Here is a 17,459-nt window from a genome sequence, read left to right on the forward strand (position 1 = left end):
GTGCCGAAGATGAAGCTCTACGCTATTACCATGCTGACGGGGTTGGTGGCTGGCATAACTGGGTGTGGTAAGGACCCTCGGCTTGAAAAAGGGGAGGCTGTGTTTGTGGCTAACTGCAAAGTCTGCCACGCCCAAGGCATAAACGGCGCGCCGATTGTTGGCAACATCAAGATGTGGGGACCAAGGTTAGAGCAGGGACACGAGGTTTTAGTGTCCCATGCAATTACGGGTTACGGTTTGATGCCTGCTCGAGCCGGCAGGCTTGATTTAAGCGATGAAAATATTTCTAACGCTGTGCTTTATATGATGTCCACCGTGGAAAACCAATAGGAGTAATGCCATGACACCTGTACAAAAAGAGTTGGTACAAAGCAGTTTTACAAAAGTTGAGCCTATTTCAGATACAGCGGCGGAGCTATTTTATGCTCGCTTGTTTGAACTGGATCCGTCTTTAAAACCCATGTTTTCGGGGGATATGGAACAACAGGGTAAAAAGTTGATGACCATGTTAGCTACCGCAGTACGCTCACTGGATAATTTAGATGCCTTGGTCCCCGTCGTAAAACGCTTGGGTGAACGCCACGTTGCTTACGGTGTACAAACGGGGCATTACGTTACGGTGGGCAATGCCTTGCTAGATACCTTGGACAAAGGTTTGGGGGATGATTTTACCCCCGAGGTAAAAGAAGCGTGGACGGTGGTGTATGGGGTGCTGTCCAGTACCATGATTGCCGCTGCGGATGAGGTGCAGGCTCAGTAGTTTCGGCTTAGGTAACGACGGATTATCCAAGGTGGGATTGCACAGCGTGATCTTGTTTTTAGCACAGCTATGGATACATGTTGTAAAAGCCAATCAAGCCCGCAAGGCGGCGGGCTTGATGAAGCTCATACCATAATGACGAAAGTAAGCTTCGGCTTATTTTCGATAGTGACAAATTTACAAGAGTTTTGGGTCGTAATCTTGATTTTTGTCTATCTGATCCAAGGACATATTGGCACTGATCATGCCCGCGTCCGAAACACTGACGTTATTGACTCTTACGGTGCGAAGTTGTTCGTCAAACAGCGAGTCGGTCTCTAATTCGACGACGTAATGACTGATCTTTCCAGATTCAGGGTTGATCAACATATCCGCAATTTCTAGCGATTCGCCGCTTGAAAAAGCCATCTCTTCGTTCAAGAGTTGACTGACTAAACGGTCTTTAGCTTGTTCTTTGGTCAGTGAAAGCTGATTGTTTTTGCTGTCGAGCATAGACTCATCAATAGTCACATCAATACCAGGGCTGTTAAATGACAATCCTGTTTTATTGCGGTACTTGAAGTAACGACTCTCCGTTTTCGTAGGTAATGAAGCATTCTCGCGGGGCAATTCGTAAACTACATATTCGATACGTTTGTTGGTTTTATCTAAGATAAGATATTTGGTATTACCAATTGATTCCAGTTTGTTTTTTACCTCACCAGATCGTAAACCTTCAACAGAAACAGCTTCTTTATGCATTTCTTCCCACGGCGTAGCTTTCTGGTTTTCAGGTTGCTTGGCGGAGCTTGGGGCGGCAATACTTAAAGCGGGTGTGATGAGTGTTGTGAGTAAAATGGCAGAATTTGCATGTTTCATATTTTCTCCCTTCTTTTCTTTGAGCCCATTCTTCTTCGCTACAGTTTCGCGTTAGTGAATATTGGGCGCTCTAATTCAAAGTTCGAATATTTTATGCTGTTGCGTGATTGTGACATTGCCAAATGCTGATGAGTTCAGCGTGGCAGTTGAGATTGCCTTTGAGAAAGCAGTAAAGCGGTCTTTCTGTGAGCAGCGTTAAAGACGCATTGCCATAAAAAACCGCCTACTGTTACTTTGCCTGTTCAGCGGCTACGGGACGGGAGGCCCACCAGATCAGGGCGATTAACAATACCTGCAAGACTAAACGCAAACTGAGCAATAACTCGGGAACGTCTGGAAAACGTTCGGGATGCATCCACATATAAAGGTTAGCTGGGCTAACCGACAGGGTCAGGGCGATAAGGCCGATACCTGCAGCGGGACGGAATTTCTGGTTTAGAAAAAGGAAAGCGAAGGCAAGTTCAAATACGCCGCTGATATAGACTGCGGGGTAATATAAGTCTTTATTAATATAATCGGGCATGATCTTTACAAAAAAATCGGTCGCCAGAAAATGACCGATCCCCCCAATAAAAAACCATAGAAATACAAAGCCGATGCCAATTCGTTTAGCTGCAGATAATGTCATTGTTGTTGCTCAAGGTTAGTGATCAGTTTGGCGGCTTACTTTTCAAAGATCATGGCGACTTGCCTGCCAAGCAATGCCAGCTTACCGTTGGGTGCCCAAAGCTGACCGCTATTATGGTAATAAGTATTCGCTGCCGCTTGACAACGATAATCGTAATACCACCAGTCATCAGTGGCTTGGTCGGTAACATCATTGGGACATTCCAGATACCAACTTAAGGAGCTGCCCATGCTGGGAAATTTCACGCGATTTAAACCCGGAATGGGCGGAACGTCCCCCAAGGCAATTAATCGATATATGTCCATTGGCGCAGAATCTTTAAAACGAATCCACACTGCATAGTCGGCTGTGTCGCTGCCGCTAAAAGGCCAAGCACCATGGGCCAAACGTATATCAAAATGTTGTGTGAATGCAGGGGTCACACCGTCGATTTGGGGCAAATCCTGACAGTCCTCCGGGGGGCGGGCTTCAGGTTTGCTATTGCTGCTTTCGACTACCGTCGACGCGCGGTCTACACCAAAGGCAGCACTGGCATTTACGGCGATATCACCATTGCAGATCAGTTCGCCATAACGATGGCTGACGGAACCGCCGTCCCGTAAGGAACGAGTATGAAGCTCGTGGTTTCCGGGGGACGTTGGGCCAATAAAATTAACCGATAGTGCTCGCAGTCTGCGACTGGATTCCAGGTCTTTGCTTAAGGCTTTAGCGAGTAGGGCTGCAGTAAGGCCGCCAAATGCGGTGCGCCCTTGAAGCCAACTCGCGTCAACGGCGCAATGAAAACGATGATTTTGGTCGCTTGTTATGGGGCTGACGTTATCGATCAATTCCTGAAAACGGGTCATAGGAGGAGTTCCAGATGAAATATATCAAGCAGGATACTGCCATATGTTTTCAGTGTAAACAAAGTCTGTGGTTTAAGGCGCGCTCAAAAACTGAGCTATAGCCATAGCCGGGTTGTGTTGCTAATATTCTTGCTGTTGTAAATTTAGTCAATTAAGTTTTTACGCAGAAGATGCTCACATCATTCTGCAAACCAATAATAATTAATCGAGTGCTGCGGGCGTCTGGGGTCGCATGTGGGCTCGATGGGAGAACGGTAATGTCTCAATGCACCACCTATACTCACTGTACTATTTGTGTCGCTTGCTGCGGGTTGAAGGTCACCAGCGAGGACAATACCGTCATTAAAATCGAGCCTGATAAAGAAGCGGTTAATTGGCGGGATTTTTGTGTCAGAGCGGCAGAATCCCACCGGTCACTGCAGCACCCCTCACGTATTACCCAGCCCATGAAGCGAGTGGGTGATGAGTATGTGCCTGTACCGTATAAGCAGGCGGTAAAAGAGATTGCGCAGCAGCTTGGTGACATTGTTCAACGTCACGGCCCCCATGCACTGGGGTCGTACACCGGCAACCCTGCCACCAGTAACTTTGGTGCGTTTTCGTTTTTCAGTTTGTTTCTTGATGCAATTGGTACCGATAACCGATATTTCGTTGGCTCCTTAGATCAAAATTCGCACCACTATGTGTGCGAGGAAATGTACGAGCTACCCTGGGCATTTCTGCAACCAGATGTTGAAAATACTGACTGCCTGTTACTGGTCGGTGCTAACCCAGCGGTTAGTGAGTTGGGTTGGGTGTTTTCTGTGAGTGAAGGTTGGAAAAAAGCGCAGGCGATGCGTGCCAGGGGTGGCACAGTCTATGTCGTGGACCCACGTCGTACCGAATCCGCCGCGAAAGCGGATTGTCATATTAGCCCACTCCCAGAGACGGACTGGGCGCTGCTATTGGCGATTTTGCATGTTATTGCCAGCAACGCCTGGCATGACCCGGCTGTAGCAGAGTATTGTGAAAACTTCGACGAATTAATTGCCATGCTGAAAGCTCAGGATGTTGAGGCCTTAAGTGCTCGCTGTGAGGTTCCGGTGGCGACCATTGAGGAAGTGGCGAGAACTTTTTCTAAAGGTAGTGGTATTTGCCTGGCCCAAACTGGGGTTGGTCAAACCAGCACGGGGTCGGTGAGCTTGTGGCTGTCACACTTACTGAACTTGATTACGGGGAATATGCGGGGAAAAGGCGGTCTTTATCATAATAAAGGCGGCCTCGATATGGTGAAAACCGGCGGCGAGTTTTTTCCGAAGGTGCATCGTACAAGCCGAGTGAATCAGGCTTCCTCTGTGGGTGGCTTTTTGCCGTTTGCGGAAGCCGTGACCGAAATGCTAACGCCAGGTGAAGGGCAAATCCGCGCTTTTATTATTCACGGTGGCAACCCCGTTATTACTGGCCCAGAAGGTGAGAAGCTGAATGCCGCTATGGCTGATCTTGATTTGCTTATTGCCGTTGACAGCTTTCAGCGAGAGAGCCACCGTCACGCCGACTGGCTGATTCCTGCGCCTTCTTACTTAGAGTTGGACGAGGTCTCGATCTTATTGCAGGAAATTGCCAATGCACCTTCGCTGCAGATGCTTCGTTCAGCGGTAAAAAAACCCGATGGCGTACCGTATGAGTGGGAGTTTTTCCGGGATCTTACGCTGGCGATGAACAAGCCTCTTTTGTTGGGAAAACCGGCCTTAAACTGGTTGGTAAAAGGCTACTCGCTCATTGCCAAGATAACTGGCAATCCTTACGACGGTTTTAGCCCCAAGCAGGTCGCCAAGCAGATGTATAAAACTGGCGGCCAGGTAAGCTATAAGCAAATTGAAAATAGCCCCCATGGTTATAATCTTGATCCAACGATAGATTACGAGTATCTCACCGATAACCTCCCGACCGAGTCGGGCAAAGTGCGTACATTGCCTGTGGATTTGTATGCACGTCTTAATGCCTTGTTAGCCAGCCCATCGGTGCGGCCAGATAAAGCCGAGTACCCTTTGCAGCTGATTAGTCGTCGGCGCAAGCATATGATGAATTCTTGGCTTACCGAGGGTTCGATGCAGCAAATGAAGAGACCTGAGTCAGATATTATTGAAGTGAATCAGGAGGACGCCGCACGCTGGCAATTGCAAGATGGCGAGTGGGTGTCGGTAAGCTCCAGGGTGGGGGCTGTACAGGCGCAATTGCTGGTTAGTGATAAAATTCGTCCCGGCGTTGCGGTTATGAGCCATGGTTGGGGCAACAACACCTATAACCCCAACAAAAAAGGAGACGTGACCCCTTCTGGGGGAGTCAACCGCAATCTGTTGGTGGCCAACGATGATCGCGATCCTCTCACGGGAGTGCCCAAACTCAATGGCACCTCAATTAAAATAGAAGCTTTGCAGCGAGATGTGGCTTGAGAAGGCTGGCCAGGCCCTGGTGCGAAGTAGCGGGATGTGTTTAAGCTGGAATGGCCGCAATGGCCATTCCTTTGTGCTTTAATTTTCTAGTGATAGGGTTTGTTAGAAGTAATTCTGGCCAAACCTTTAATCACTTTATAAATCGACCAGATCCAGACGCCAAGCAGTACAAAATACCCGATAACAATGAATGTCAGTACCACCCCGATGATGGTGAAGAGCAGCGACCACCAAAAAGTGGAAATAATATTGCTGTAGTGATCTTCAAAGCGGGTTCCGGCTGCGTCACCTTTTTTAACCATGGCCCAGATAGCGCCAACCAGCCACAAAATGCCAGTCAGTATGCCCGCAAGCATCAGCCCGTAGGCGATTAGGGCATGGGTCTTTGCGGCGTCATCAGCGCTTGTTAAGGCGGAGTTTATTGGATTAGGGAAGGTCTGCACAACCTCCCTCGTTCATAAAAATACCGCTAAAAATACGCGTTAGTTTCTTGGGCCGCGGTGATTCTCAGCTTTTCCCGGCCTGTAACCAGCCATTTGGCTGATTACAGGCGCACCTTCCCTACGAAGGCAGATATTTCTCCGCTCTCAGCAGGTTGGTAAACGCCGAGAGGACATACAGGCGATTGGTGTTTTTCGCCAGTCCACGGTAGCGAACCTTCCCATAACCAAACTGCTGTTTGATCGTCCGGAACGGATGCTCGACTTTCGCACGCACGCTGGCCTTTATTCCCTCCAGCATTTCCTGTAGCTGGTCAGCCAGCTTGCGCCGGGTGCCGGGGCGTAGCGCGATACGCCAATCGACATCCCGATCTTTAAACTCATCTCGCTTATGGATGCCGGTATAACCCGCATCACCCCAGACCCGCTGCTCTTCTCCGTGAAGAAGCTGATCTGCCGCAGTGAGATCATGCACATTCGCGGCTGTGGTCTCGATGCTGTGAATCAAGCCGTCCCGGTCATCCACGCCAATATGCATCTTCATGCCAAAGTGCCATTCATTGCCTTTCTTTGTCTGGTGCATCTCCGGATCCCGCTCCCCGTCCTGATTCTTGGTTGAGCTGGGCGCGGCGATAATCGTGGCATCAACAATGGTGCCTTCACGCATCATCAGACCCTGCTGGCGCAGCTGGGCGCTCACGGTATCGAAGATCACTTTGCCCAATTTGTAGCGTTCTAAAAAATGACGGAAGCGGAGAATGGTGCTTTCATCCGGTAGCCGATCAGACAAACGGAGCCCGGCAAAGCGGCGCATCGACTCGATCTCGTACAGGGCATCCTCCATCGCCGGATCACTGAGGTTGTAGAACAGCTGCAGGCAGTGAACCCGAAGCATTATCGCCAGCGGGTACGGCGGATTCCCGTTCTCACCCTTGGGATAGTGCTTGCGGAGCTTCTTCTCCAGCTTGGCCCAGGGAATCAAGCCATCCATTTTCTCGAGGAACAGCTCCCGCCGCGTCTTGCGCTTCTTGTTTTGGTATTCGGCTTCGGCGAAAGTCAGTTGGCTCATGCTATATTCCGGTTGAAATGGGTCATCACGAAATTATCTCAAATTTTCGAGGTTGTGCAGAGGTTCCTTAGATGTTTCTTGCAGTTCTGACATATTGTTTCCTTCCATAGATCGTCAGTGACATGATTGTTGCAGGCGCTGCTATCAACCAGTGGGTGTTAGCTGCTTCCTGCAGCACAGTGCTTGCCCGTTAGTTATAAACTGAATTAGCTAATAAAACCAGTGGCTAAATAGAGACGATAAATCACGCCCCATTGATGTGAGGAAAGCATTCACATAGTGCCCAGGCATCGCGCCGTGTTTTGGGATTAGCGCGTGTTGTTTTGGGCGGGCTGCTGGCGTTTAACTCGATACATACTTTGATCAGCGGCTTTTAATAAGCTTTCATAGTCATGACCATGCTTAGGATAAATTGCGTAACCAATGCTGGCACTGGGTTGATAGCTAATGCCGTCGATATCCATTGCTTGGGCAAGAATGTGACTAAAGTCGGTGAGCTTTTTGGCAATGACTTTTTCGTCATTCATTTCTTTCAGCAAAATGCTGAATTCGTCGCCACCTAGTCTGGCGACAAGGTCATATTGACGTGTGTGTTCCTGCAGGCGTTGTGAGAATTGGCTGAGTATTTGATCGCCAAAATGATGACCGTGTTGGTCATTGGCCGATTTGAAATAGTTCAGATCGAAATACAAGATACAGAAAGCACCATTTTTGTTTTTGGCCTCGGCAATAGCGGCTTCTATTGCGGTGATAAAATGACGGCGATTTGCTAGCTCTGTCAGGCTATCGTGGTTGGCAAGATGCAGGTACATATCATGTTCTTTTTCTACTTGATTGCGCAGACGCTTGGACAACAGCTCATAATAAATGGCGATTACAGTCAAAAAAAGATTACTGGTAATCAGACTCAGGTAGATAGCCAGCTGCCGATTATCTGCATTCATGACATTTTGGGGCAATAAGCCCGCGCGGTCTGCGAGTACGTAAGGAATTGTCATTGTGGCCAGCAATACACTCCAAGCCACTCCAGCCCAGACACTGATACTGAGTGTGGCCAGTGGCGGTAAAATAAGTGTGCAGACAATGGCAGGTGAGTTAATGCCGCCTGTGTGCAGGGTGACATACATAAACCCCAGCAGCATGCTGCTTAAAAATAGCTGTAGTGCTAAATTCCGCTGGCCTGTTTTACGGATGATCGCCAACGATGCAACGATACCCAATGTCATCCATACGCCAAACTGTAAAACCAGCCTGCTGCCGGCCGGTTGTAGGTTCAGAAAGCTGTAATTTAAGCTGATAACCACAAGCAGATAGAACAGTGTGCTGAGTAGTATCGACACAACAAAGCGGTGATGATAGATATCACGCGGGCCTGTCGCTAAGCCAGCGGGCTGCCAAGCATCTATAAATGGAATGGGTTTTGGCGATCTTTGGTTCATGCTGCGGACTGATTTTCTGTTTAAAAAGACGATTGTCTAAATTAGTTGAGCTGCTTGAGCCCACCCCTTAAGTAGCAATAATATGGTAAAGAGAAGTTGTCGTAATAACGAGGCAAATATGCCGATTTTGCGGCCTTTGTACGTGATGTAGTCGACAAGCTGAGCAATCTATAAACAATTTGAAGGGTGTGAAGACAACAATGCGTAGCCCCAATCGATTAATGGATAAGCACCTTGCCAATCTCGGCAACGGCAACTTGGAGTGGATCGGGCTGCGACCTCAGCGCAAGCAAGCTATGATCGAAACGCGGCAGGTTGAGGCGGTAGCGGGCTTGGGCTTGGAAGGCGACCGTAGAATGGCAGGGCGTAGCGGATCGGCTCGGCAGGTCACCATAATCAGTGCCGAGTTTGTCAATTGCATTCGCCAGCATATGCAGCTCGATGGGTTAGAGCCAGCGTTACTGCGACGGAATTTAATGGTGTCAGGGATTAATTTAAATGCATTGCGCTATCGGCAATTTCGCATCGGCGGCGCGATATTTGAGGCAACAGCATTGTGCCACCCCTGTTCGCGCATGGAATCGGCATTGGGGAAAGGGGGATTTGCCGCAATGATGGGGCTTGGAGGCCTATGTGCCAGGGTTTTAGAGGGCGGCACGATAACCGTGGGGGATGCGGTTATTCCGTTGCCGGTGTCTCAGTAGTGCTGGCATGGCTGTTTGAAGTAAGCAGTGGCACATACACAATAAAGCTCAATATCGCCATTAGCGGCGGCGCAAATAAACAGAGTCTAGCCAGCCAGTTTAGTCCGGGATCGGCACCCAAACCGACGATGACCCCTAAAAATTGCAGGGGGTAAGCCAGCGCGATCAGTAACAGCGCCATCAGTAAACGTTTTCCCGGCCGGGTTTTACGCAGCAAGAGCGCCGCAATAAAGTGCAGCACCACCACGATGGGCGGCAGCATGACGAGTAAAGACACTAAATCATTTCCTCTTTACAGCAAGCGTGGACAAAGATTGTCTCGGTAATTTTAAACACGTTTGCTCGACGCTGTCTAAGCACGCGCTTTATTGCCTTTGGGGCCCCAGTGGCGCAACAGAGCAGGCAGCAATGTTAAGTCAGCGAGCAGAGCGATAATAACTGCTGCGGCAGTGAGCCCACCAAACATCACGCTGGGTAAAAAGTCGGAGCCCATCATCAGGGCAAAGCCCAACGCGATGATGGTCGTGGTGTAAATGAGGGCAAAACCAACGCTGTGCTGGGTGTTTCTGGCTGCCTGTTCTGGGGTTTGGGACTTTAGCTCAGCCAAATAGCGATGGGTGTAATGAATGGTGTCGTCTACGGCAATCCCCATCGCAATAGCGGCAATAGTCATGGTCATAAAGTCCAGGGGAATGCCCAGCCAACCCATTAAGCCCAAAATACTCATGGCCGCCAAAATATTGGGAACCATCGATAATACCGCGACTCGCAATGACCGAAATACGACCCAGAAGACTAAGGTCAGCGCGGCAAAAACGGCGCCCAAGGTGAGTATTTGCGAGTCAAACAGCTGTTGTAGCATGGCCTGATATAGCACAAAGAGGTTGCTAAGCTGGTACTGGTCTTCGGGGATACCTAACTCCGCCATGCCATTTTTAATGTCTTGCAATAATTGCTGACGATTTAAGCCTTCGGTGCTGTCTTGAATTCGGGCGCTGATTCTCAGTCGAGGTGGCGAATCGATAAAAAAACTGCCTAGCAAGTCTTCGCGAATCGACTCATCTAAAGTCCAATACACGGCGGCCAGCTCATATTCGGTAAGAGGTCTGCCACCGTTAATATTCTTGGCCAATTGGGTGAAGTTCACCACCGACAGGGTCGTGCCCATCGCCGTTTGTTGATCGAGCATATCTTGAATGCGGTGGGTGTTTTGCACTTGCTTGGCGCTGAGGGGGAGCTTGGACGAAGCGGTGTTTTGCGCTGTCTCGGGAGTATAAATAAGGTCTAGCGGGGTGGAGCCACCAAAATCCTGATCGATAAATTGCAGTTCTTTATGGATTTGGGCGCCTTCGCGAAAATAATTAATAAAGCTGTTTTCAACATTCAGTTTCATTGCTCCAATCACGCTCAGTACCAGTATTCCTGCACCCGCAAAAATAACCAGATAGCCTTTGTTTAAGCTGAGATCACTGCAGGCTTTTAAGGGTTTTTGAAACAGCGTGGACGGTTTGCGAGGGGCTTCTTTAGGGAAGAGCAATAATAGCGCAGGAAACAGCAGCAGCGTGCTCACCAGGGTAATGCCCATCGCCAGCATCATCATTAAGCCAAATGCCGAGACAGGTTCGATATTACTCAGCATCAATGAGGCAAACCCTACCGAGGTGGTCAGGCCGGCAAAAAAACAGGGGGCGAGCTTATTGGCCAGGGTTTTTTCAACCAAGGTTTGCTTGTCAGCGTCGGGGTCGGCCTGGCTTTCTTCCCGGTATTGCACAATCAAATGAATGACAATGGCCAGGCTCAGTATCAACAGCAATGCAATAAAGTTAGCGGAGATGACGGTGGCTTTTAAGCCCAGCAATGCAAAGCTGCCCAGGGTGATAAACAAGGTACTGGCACAGCAGCAAGCGGTGATGAAGAGCCAGCGAAAGCTGCGAAAAATCAGCAGCATCAGCAGGGCAATCGTGGCGGCAATAGCGCTACCAAAAATGAGCAAGTCACTCTGAATAATATTAATAAGCTGATAGGCCAGCACGTGCACGCCACCTAAATAGATGGTGGTATGGTCGGCATAGTCATTGGTGATTTTACGAATTAAATCAATTTCGCGGCTGCGCTGCTCTCGTAAGGTTTTTTTAATGCCCTCACTTTTTTCTTTCAGCGATACCAGTTGCTGGCTTTGCGCTTCGCTGAGAGGCGCGTCCAGCTGTTTTTCTTGAAGCGCGAGTTGCTCTCGCTCTAGCCGGGCTAGCTCGGGGTGTTCTTTAAACAGGACTTGAATGCCACTGACCGTCTGCTCAGGATTAACCAATAGCCCTTCGTAAATAGGGTGGTTTTTAAAAATCTTTTTAAGCTCTGCAGGGCTTAGCTTGAGTTTAGCTTGGGTAAGTTTGCTGGGGTCAGTGTCGGCGCTTAATGTGTCGGCGCCTGCTTGTAACAAGGGTACACTGAGAATAGACCGCACCGCCTCAACCCGTTTAAAGCTTTGCAGGCGTTGACTGATGGCGGCCACATCCTGCTGGCTTTTTGGCGAAAAAATATCGCCGCTGTCGGGTTTATACGCCAGAATCAAAAATTCTTCGGGAGCGAATTCCTGATTGATTTTTTGGCTGCGAATGAAATCCCGGTTGCCTTCAGAAATCAGCGTATCGGCAGAAGCATTAATCTCAAAATTTTTGCTTTGTAAGCCCAAAGCGATAACCGCCACCAGAAAAACAGCAATAATGATGAAGGGGCGCTTTATCAAAAATGCCATGCTTATTCCTCGGCGTCGTCAGCGGGTTGGGCTTGTTTGGGAAATTGCTGATCTCTTAGCTGACCCTGTAAATATAAATTGCGAAAGAAAATATAAGGATCGTCGCTTTTTTCCCGTAGTGTTTTGTAAGTATTAGCCTTACCAGAAAATCCCTGCATGGCGTCGGTGGCCATGATAATGGTGGTGTCAGGCTGCTCAGTGAGATAGGGGATGGGGTTGAGGAAGTAATCCGCCACCAGACCGGTGCCACTGCGTAAATCTGCAGGCCCTAAAAAGGGCAGGACGATATACACGCCAGAGCCAGTCCCGTAGTCGGTTAAGGTGTCTTTAAATCCGGTGGTTTCTTCTTTGATATCCCACCATCCCTCGGCTGGGTCGAAGATGCCGGCAATTCCCAGTGTGGTGTTCACCAAAAAACGCAAAGTTGTGGTGCCAGCCTTACTGGCCTCGCCCTGCAGCAGGTGATTGATAATGGAGATAGGCGATTTGATATTGGCAAAAACATTAGCCACCCCGGTGCGTACCGGCGCAGGAACATAACCTTGATAGGCATTGGACACCGGGATCATCAGGTAGCGATAGGTCACATCATTAAAACCAAAAATAGCCCGATTAAACCCCATTAGCGGGTCGTCAAACTCTTGCTCTTTGTAGGCAACGACGGTGGCTTCTTCGGCAGGAAGAACGTTGGCCTGCTGGTAGCTCTCTTCGGTTTTTTCCTGTTCGCCAGTACTGGCGCAGGCACTGAGGCTCAGTAACAGCGCAATGATTAAACCCCGACAGACATAGCCCCAGGGCCCTTCTTTGCTTACACGCCTTGATTTTGTATCGGACCTTCCTTGCATCCATCACCCGCTATTTGCCGTTGTTATGAGTCTGACTGTTTTGAATGAAGCTAACTTGAGGTCTTAGAAGCACTCGTGGGTAAATCGTTCATTGTTTAGCGTGGTTACTTATTGTTTACATAGATACTTTGTACGATAACTCTGGGTAGCTTGGATGTCCCTGATAGCGCAAGGTACTGGCGGTTGAGCACGAAACTTGCAGTCTGCTTCAGCCTTGCATGGTTTTGTCGACGCTATTTAACTGGCGGACAAGCTAATTGGCAGACACGTTAATGAGCGAACAAGCCTTGAGCTTACAGGCTATAAGCTTTCGCTAGAACAACGGATGGCAAACAGCTGCGCATGGGAGCACTTCTTGTTTTGTGCGTTGTCCCAATGAGCGAGTGGTGGCGCTGGCTTTTAGGCTTGGTGCCGAGTACCTGGTCTCTGGTGCCTGGTACCTTGTACTGGCTGACCATTCCCCCTCAGCTTGATTACTGGCTGTTAGGGTGCCTAAACCGCGTTGATTTGTGGTGTTGATACCTAAATGTACATGGAATTGTTAGAGCCCTGTGGGCTCGTACTCAGGAGAGTGATATGGCCCGGCCTCGTGTTCGCGAAAAAATATTGGATGCCGCGCATCGTTTGCTTAATCAGGAACGCACAGCAGCCCTGACAACACGCAATATTGCATTGGAGGCCGGCACCACGGAAGCCAGCGTGTTCAATAACTTTACGGATAAGTCCGGTTTGTTCCGGGCGCTCATCAATGAGCGCTTAGTGGTGGTGCAGCAGCTGGTTAAAGTCATCGAGGATGACGTCATGCCCATAGAAACATGGCTGGCTGAGGTGTATCTCAGTGCGAGAGCCAGCTATTTAGAGGTGATGCCTTTGGCAGCGACGTTATTGAAGAAAAACACCGATTTACACAGAATATTGCAGTTTGGTCCGTTAACGCTAAACCAAGCTGTGGCGGCATCACTGGCGCGACGAGGGCTATTTTCACACAAGGGGAAGGACAGTACCGAACAGGAGGCGGATTTCGCCGCCATTGTGTTGGGTACGGCCATGCACGGTGCGGTAGGTGAGGTGTTTGACCGCAGTGCAAGTATTTCTCATGCCCCCAACGATGATGCAAGGCGCATCACCCAGATGCTGCTGACGTTACTGGTCAAGACACCCCGTTAAGTTGCTTTTACTTTTTAGTGCTTGCTGTAGTGCTCCGAATATACGTTGTCGGCGTAGAAACGTCGGATAACAATATATGAAAGGAAGGCTACATGGACCCCATTATTCTTGCCGAGCGTGGCTTGGTGCCCGATCCCTTATTACGTCGTGGTATTCGCAAGCAGTTGGCAGAGCGACTGGCTCAGGAGCACCACGGCGATTTGCAGAGCAGTGAAAACCGTCGCAGACAGTTTAGAGAAGAGCTGCGTGAGTCTGCCATTACCATTAATACCGTCGACGCCAATGAGCAGCACTACGAAGTACCTGCCGCCCTGTTTGAACTCATGTTGGGCCCCCGGCTGAAATACAGCAGCTGCTGGTGGGACGATAACTGCAAAAACCTGGAAGAATCGGAAGAAGCCATGCTGAGGCTGTATGCCGAGCGGGCTCAGTTGGCCGATGGTCAGCGCATATTAGACATGGGTTGCGGCTGGGGCAGCTTCACCTTATGGGCAGCAGAGCATTATCCCAACTCACAGCTGACGGCCATCTCCAACTCCCACGGTCAGCGCGAATATATTGAAGGCCAGGCGGCAGCCAAGGGGTTGACTAATATCAAGGTGATTACCTGTGATATTGCCGAGCTGGAACTGAACGAGCGTTTTGACCGGGTGGTGACCATCGAAATGATGGAGCATGTGCGCAACTACCGGGAGCTGTTGGCCAATGTCTCGCGTTGGCTGGAGCCAGAAGGGCTGATGTTTGTGCATATCTTCTGCCATGCCTTTTTGCATTATCCCTTTGATGGCGGCTGGATGACTGACAACTTCTTCAGCGGCGGCCAGATGCCAGCCTTCGATACCCTGATGCACTTCTCTGAGCACATGCGCATCGTCGACAGCTGGCGGGTCAATGGCGTGCATTACTCCAAAACTCTGGAAGCCTGGTTAGATAAGCTGGATGACAACAAAACCCAAGCCCTGAAAATCCTGAAAGACGCACCGTCCCCCAAAGTCCAATTGCAACGCTGGCGTATTTTTTTACTGGCCTGCTCAGAGCTGTTTGCTTACCACGGTGGCCAAGAGTGGTTTGTGGGGCACTACTTGCTGACACCGGGGCAATTGGCAGATTGAATAGGCATTGTTGGGTGAATGTGCAGTATTTACACTGAATGTGAATGGGTTTTCCCGGTCACATAAGAGAGACAAATAGAAGCCGTTATATATCAACGGCGACATAAACCCTATGGAGGAAACATCATGAAAGGGAAATACACACTCCTTACCGCATTGTTACTGAGCTCACTGGCCCTGGTAGCGTGTTCAGACGATAAAGCCGCCAGTGGTGGTGGCGGTGGCGAGAATTCCACCGCATTGAGTATTGATACCGGTGACGGTTCATTCTCTTACAAAAATGACGATGGCGGTGGTAGCACCTCAGTCAGCGTCGATGCCGATGAAGGCAAAGGCAAAAAGTAATACTTATCTGATCCGGCCGAAAGGCCGGATTTTTTTATCTGCTGTTTCTGCTTATAGCCCTTCCTTTTAAACCTAAGTCATATCCTTGCTCACGCTTAAGAGTCGCAGGCGTTGCGAAAATATCCCATATTTTCACTTAAAGCGTTTTCCGTAGTCTCTGGGCCGTTAACCCCGCAGATTAGCAATTCGCATATCCCATGACCGGTTCATTCAATCAGAACACTCTGATTAATTCGGGTTGTACTCTTGTCTGGGCGCTAAAGAATTTCGCGTTCAGTAACCTATGGCTCACTAATTTTAAAATCACATGGTAAGCCGTTGATTAATATATGAGTGAGTATATGATCAGGGGAAAGGAATGATTGTTAGAGATACAGGGAATGCGTCTTCATTTGCCGGTATTGCGCTGATGGCGTGTCAGGCAGCTCTTTGAATTCCCTCGTTTTTTCAAAAAATTCTGCAGGGAAAAGGGGACAGGTTTATTTTCAAGGAAAAGGGGTTTTATACAGCATTAGCCGATTCTGCGGTTTGTGCAAGAATGGGTGTCACATTGACGTTTTTGGCCAGGTGGCTGGTGCAGGTCAAGAAAGGAATTCGATGAATAAACAAAGGGATAGTCAATGAATTTAAAAAACCTTTCGTGGATATATGTCAGATTGCCGTGTTTAAACACGGCAATCTGATGTTGAATTAGCTGTTAAAGGTCCTTCATGTTTCAGTGCCCACACTGCAAGGAAAAAGGAATAGGAGTCTGGGCCAAGTTTTGGTGCGGCTCTGATACGCCCGCCAGATGTAGGAACTGTGGTGAACTAAGCTATGTTCATTCTAAGTACCGTATTGGTTGCCAGTCAGCGTGGCCATTCTTGGTTTCGTGGCTGGCCATCGCGCTGTGTATTTATATTTTCTTTGTCAGTAACAATATTTATGCATTGCTGTTTGCGCCAATATTGTGGTTTGCAGGTCGTTTTGGAGAGCTTGCTTTGCTCCCAATGCAGTCCATCACTGAGCAGGAGTCAGTTGCCAATCGCAAGTTTGGAAACTGGTTTATTTTATGTTTAGCAATTTTAGTGATAGCAGGTATTACAGTTGGCAACCTTTAACAAGCGGCGGTTGTTGCCCCTGCGGGGCTGGGACAGCCAAAAACGCTGCTCTTATTTTGTCTGCCCCAACGCCGGGCGTTGAGGCTGTAGAATTACTAGCGCGGATTTTCAAAGCGCGGCTCTGGTTGATTTTTGATCTATAAATAGCCTGATTTTTTGAAATCCGAGAGAATTGAGCTGCGATTACTTGCGGAAATTTCACGTAGTGCCGCGAAATTCTATAAGAAATGGATCGGCTGGAGAAATTCTACAGCCTCATTAGGCTTTACTCATGCCCATAGTTTATGAAGCTAGTTCAGATAAGGATTGTGTTCGTTACAAACACTTTTCACTAGTCGTTTTCTACCTCAGCAATGCGAGGCGTCACGCCAAACTTGCTTTAGAAAACCATGATGACAGCATCCTTCAGTCTGACTCAATATCAGCGATAGTATTTTCAGCAATGTGTATCGAAGCCTTCGTTAACGAATCCGCGGAAAATGTGTTGAATAAAGAACAACTAAATGATTTTTCGTTCATGAAGAATGAGTTTAAACGCAGGGGAAAAGGTTCATCTTTGTCAAAGAAGGTTAAACTGATTTTCGATATTGCGTTCAATGTATCTCCCGCTAATGAGCTAACAGAATCTATCGATGATCTAGTCGACCTAAGAAATAATCTAGTGCATTACAAGCTTACTGATACAGCAATGAAGTATATTTATCCGCCATTGGAGCACACGGAAACCGGTGATGATCAAAAGTTTACTTGTATAGATTTTATGCAGGAACCAAAACGAATTATTGTTCCTTTCGTAGAGAAAGTTACAGGTCAAGCAGCTATGAAATGCTACGAAACTGCAGATTCCGTCTTGGAGTTATGGAATTCTAAGGTCGAAGAAAGTACCACTAATGAAGCCTAGTATAAGGAAAAGGGGACAGATTTATTTTTGTTTAAACCATGATGCACTTCGGATTTGAGACC

At 48.6% G+C, this 17,459-nt stretch carries 18 protein-coding genes; 9 read left to right on the top strand and 9 right to left on the bottom strand.

Going from position 1 to position 17,459, the window contains the following annotated elements; all coding sequences use genetic code 11:
* Positions 1-9: 9 nt before the first annotated feature.
* Positions 10-330, top strand: a complete 321-nt coding sequence (locus IMCC21906_RS08340; RefSeq protein WP_047011784.1) for a cytochrome c5 family protein — start codon at positions 10-12, stop codon at positions 328-330.
* Between the two features lie 10 nt (positions 331-340).
* The gene (locus tag IMCC21906_RS08345; RefSeq protein WP_047011785.1) at positions 341-760 is read left to right on the top strand and encodes a globin family protein; all 420 of its coding nucleotides are present in this window, start codon (positions 341-343) and stop codon (positions 758-760) included.
* 177 nt (positions 761-937) lie between these two features.
* On the opposite strand, the gene IMCC21906_RS08350 is transcribed toward IMCC21906_RS08345, so the two are convergent.
* The 3 genes from IMCC21906_RS08350 to IMCC21906_RS08360 form a co-directional block, all read right to left on the bottom strand.
* On the bottom strand, positions 938-1,618 hold the full coding sequence (locus IMCC21906_RS08350; RefSeq protein ID WP_047011786.1) for a hypothetical protein: 681 nt from the start codon (positions 1,616-1,618) through the stop codon (positions 938-940).
* Positions 1,619-1,847: 229 nt separating this feature from the next.
* Entirely contained in the window at positions 1,848-2,246 is a 399-nt protein-coding gene (locus IMCC21906_RS08355; protein WP_047011787.1) for a hypothetical protein, read from the bottom strand.
* Positions 2,247-2,281: 35 nt separating this feature from the next.
* Entirely contained in the window at positions 2,282-3,091 is an 810-nt protein-coding gene (locus IMCC21906_RS08360) for an acyl-CoA thioesterase II (protein ID WP_047011788.1), read from the bottom strand.
* 257 nt (positions 3,092-3,348) lie between these two features.
* Between IMCC21906_RS08360 and IMCC21906_RS08365 the strand changes: the two genes are divergently transcribed.
* A complete protein-coding gene (locus tag IMCC21906_RS08365) occupies positions 3,349-5,523 on the top strand; it encodes a molybdopterin-dependent oxidoreductase (protein WP_047011789.1) in 2,175 nt (724 codons plus the stop codon).
* Between the two features lie 86 nt (positions 5,524-5,609).
* On the opposite strand, the gene IMCC21906_RS08370 is transcribed toward IMCC21906_RS08365, so the two are convergent.
* From IMCC21906_RS08370 to IMCC21906_RS16320, 3 genes are all read right to left on the bottom strand, one after another.
* Positions 5,610-5,966, bottom strand: a complete 357-nt coding sequence (locus IMCC21906_RS08370; protein ID WP_047011790.1) for a membrane protein — start codon at positions 5,964-5,966, stop codon at positions 5,610-5,612.
* 118 nt (positions 5,967-6,084) lie between these two features.
* Positions 6,085-7,032: an IS5 family transposase gene (locus IMCC21906_RS08375; RefSeq protein ID WP_047011319.1), complete on the bottom strand. Its 948-nt coding sequence runs from the start codon at positions 7,030-7,032 to the stop codon at positions 6,085-6,087.
* 308 nt (positions 7,033-7,340) lie between these two features.
* The gene (locus IMCC21906_RS16320; protein WP_052763446.1) at positions 7,341-8,471 is read right to left on the bottom strand and encodes a GGDEF domain-containing protein; all 1,131 of its coding nucleotides are present in this window, start codon (positions 8,469-8,471) and stop codon (positions 7,341-7,343) included.
* A 200-nt stretch (positions 8,472-8,671) separates the two neighbouring features.
* Between IMCC21906_RS16320 and IMCC21906_RS08385 the strand changes: the two genes are divergently transcribed.
* The gene (locus tag IMCC21906_RS08385; RefSeq protein ID WP_047011791.1) at positions 8,672-9,175 is read left to right on the top strand and encodes an MOSC domain-containing protein; all 504 of its coding nucleotides are present in this window, start codon (positions 8,672-8,674) and stop codon (positions 9,173-9,175) included.
* Here IMCC21906_RS08385 and IMCC21906_RS08390 read toward each other — a convergent pair.
* From IMCC21906_RS08390 to IMCC21906_RS08400, 3 genes are all read right to left on the bottom strand, one after another.
* Complete coding sequence (locus IMCC21906_RS08390; RefSeq protein ID WP_156166018.1) at positions 9,150-9,452, bottom strand: hypothetical protein; 303 nt, start codon at positions 9,450-9,452, stop codon at positions 9,150-9,152. The two genes, IMCC21906_RS08385 and IMCC21906_RS08390, sit on opposite strands and share 26 nt — an antisense overlap.
* 75 nt (positions 9,453-9,527) lie before the next feature.
* Entirely contained in the window at positions 9,528-11,927 is a 2,400-nt protein-coding gene (locus tag IMCC21906_RS08395; RefSeq protein ID WP_052763447.1) for an RND family transporter, read from the bottom strand.
* Positions 11,928-11,929: 2 nt separating this feature from the next.
* Positions 11,930-12,772: a VacJ family lipoprotein gene (locus IMCC21906_RS08400; RefSeq protein WP_082117417.1), complete on the bottom strand. Its 843-nt coding sequence runs from the start codon at positions 12,770-12,772 to the stop codon at positions 11,930-11,932.
* 576 nt (positions 12,773-13,348) lie between these two features.
* On the opposite strand from IMCC21906_RS08400, the gene IMCC21906_RS08405 reads away from it, so the two are divergent.
* The 5 genes from IMCC21906_RS08405 (at position 13,349) to IMCC21906_RS08425 (ending at position 17,397) form a co-directional block, all read left to right on the top strand.
* Positions 13,349-13,939, top strand: a complete 591-nt coding sequence (locus IMCC21906_RS08405) for a TetR/AcrR family transcriptional regulator (protein WP_047011793.1) — start codon at positions 13,349-13,351, stop codon at positions 13,937-13,939.
* 92 nt (positions 13,940-14,031) lie between these two features.
* On the top strand, positions 14,032-15,051 hold the full coding sequence (locus tag IMCC21906_RS08410) for a cyclopropane-fatty-acyl-phospholipid synthase family protein (protein ID WP_047011794.1): 1,020 nt from the start codon (positions 14,032-14,034) through the stop codon (positions 15,049-15,051).
* Between the two features lie 126 nt (positions 15,052-15,177).
* A complete protein-coding gene (locus IMCC21906_RS08415; RefSeq protein WP_047011795.1) occupies positions 15,178-15,396 on the top strand; it encodes a hypothetical protein in 219 nt (72 codons plus the stop codon).
* A gap of 863 nt (positions 15,397-16,259) precedes the next feature.
* Positions 16,260-16,496, top strand: a complete 237-nt coding sequence (locus tag IMCC21906_RS16980; protein WP_197085878.1) for a hypothetical protein — start codon at positions 16,260-16,262, stop codon at positions 16,494-16,496.
* Positions 16,497-16,767: 271 nt separating this feature from the next.
* Positions 16,768-17,397, top strand: a complete 630-nt coding sequence (locus IMCC21906_RS08425; RefSeq protein WP_047011797.1) for a hypothetical protein — start codon at positions 16,768-16,770, stop codon at positions 17,395-17,397.
* Positions 17,398-17,459: the final 62 nt, after the last annotated feature.

Origin of the sequence: Spongiibacter sp. IMCC21906, assembly GCF_001010805.1 — a bacterium.
Classification (GTDB): domain Bacteria; phylum Pseudomonadota; class Gammaproteobacteria; order Pseudomonadales; family Spongiibacteraceae; genus Spongiibacter.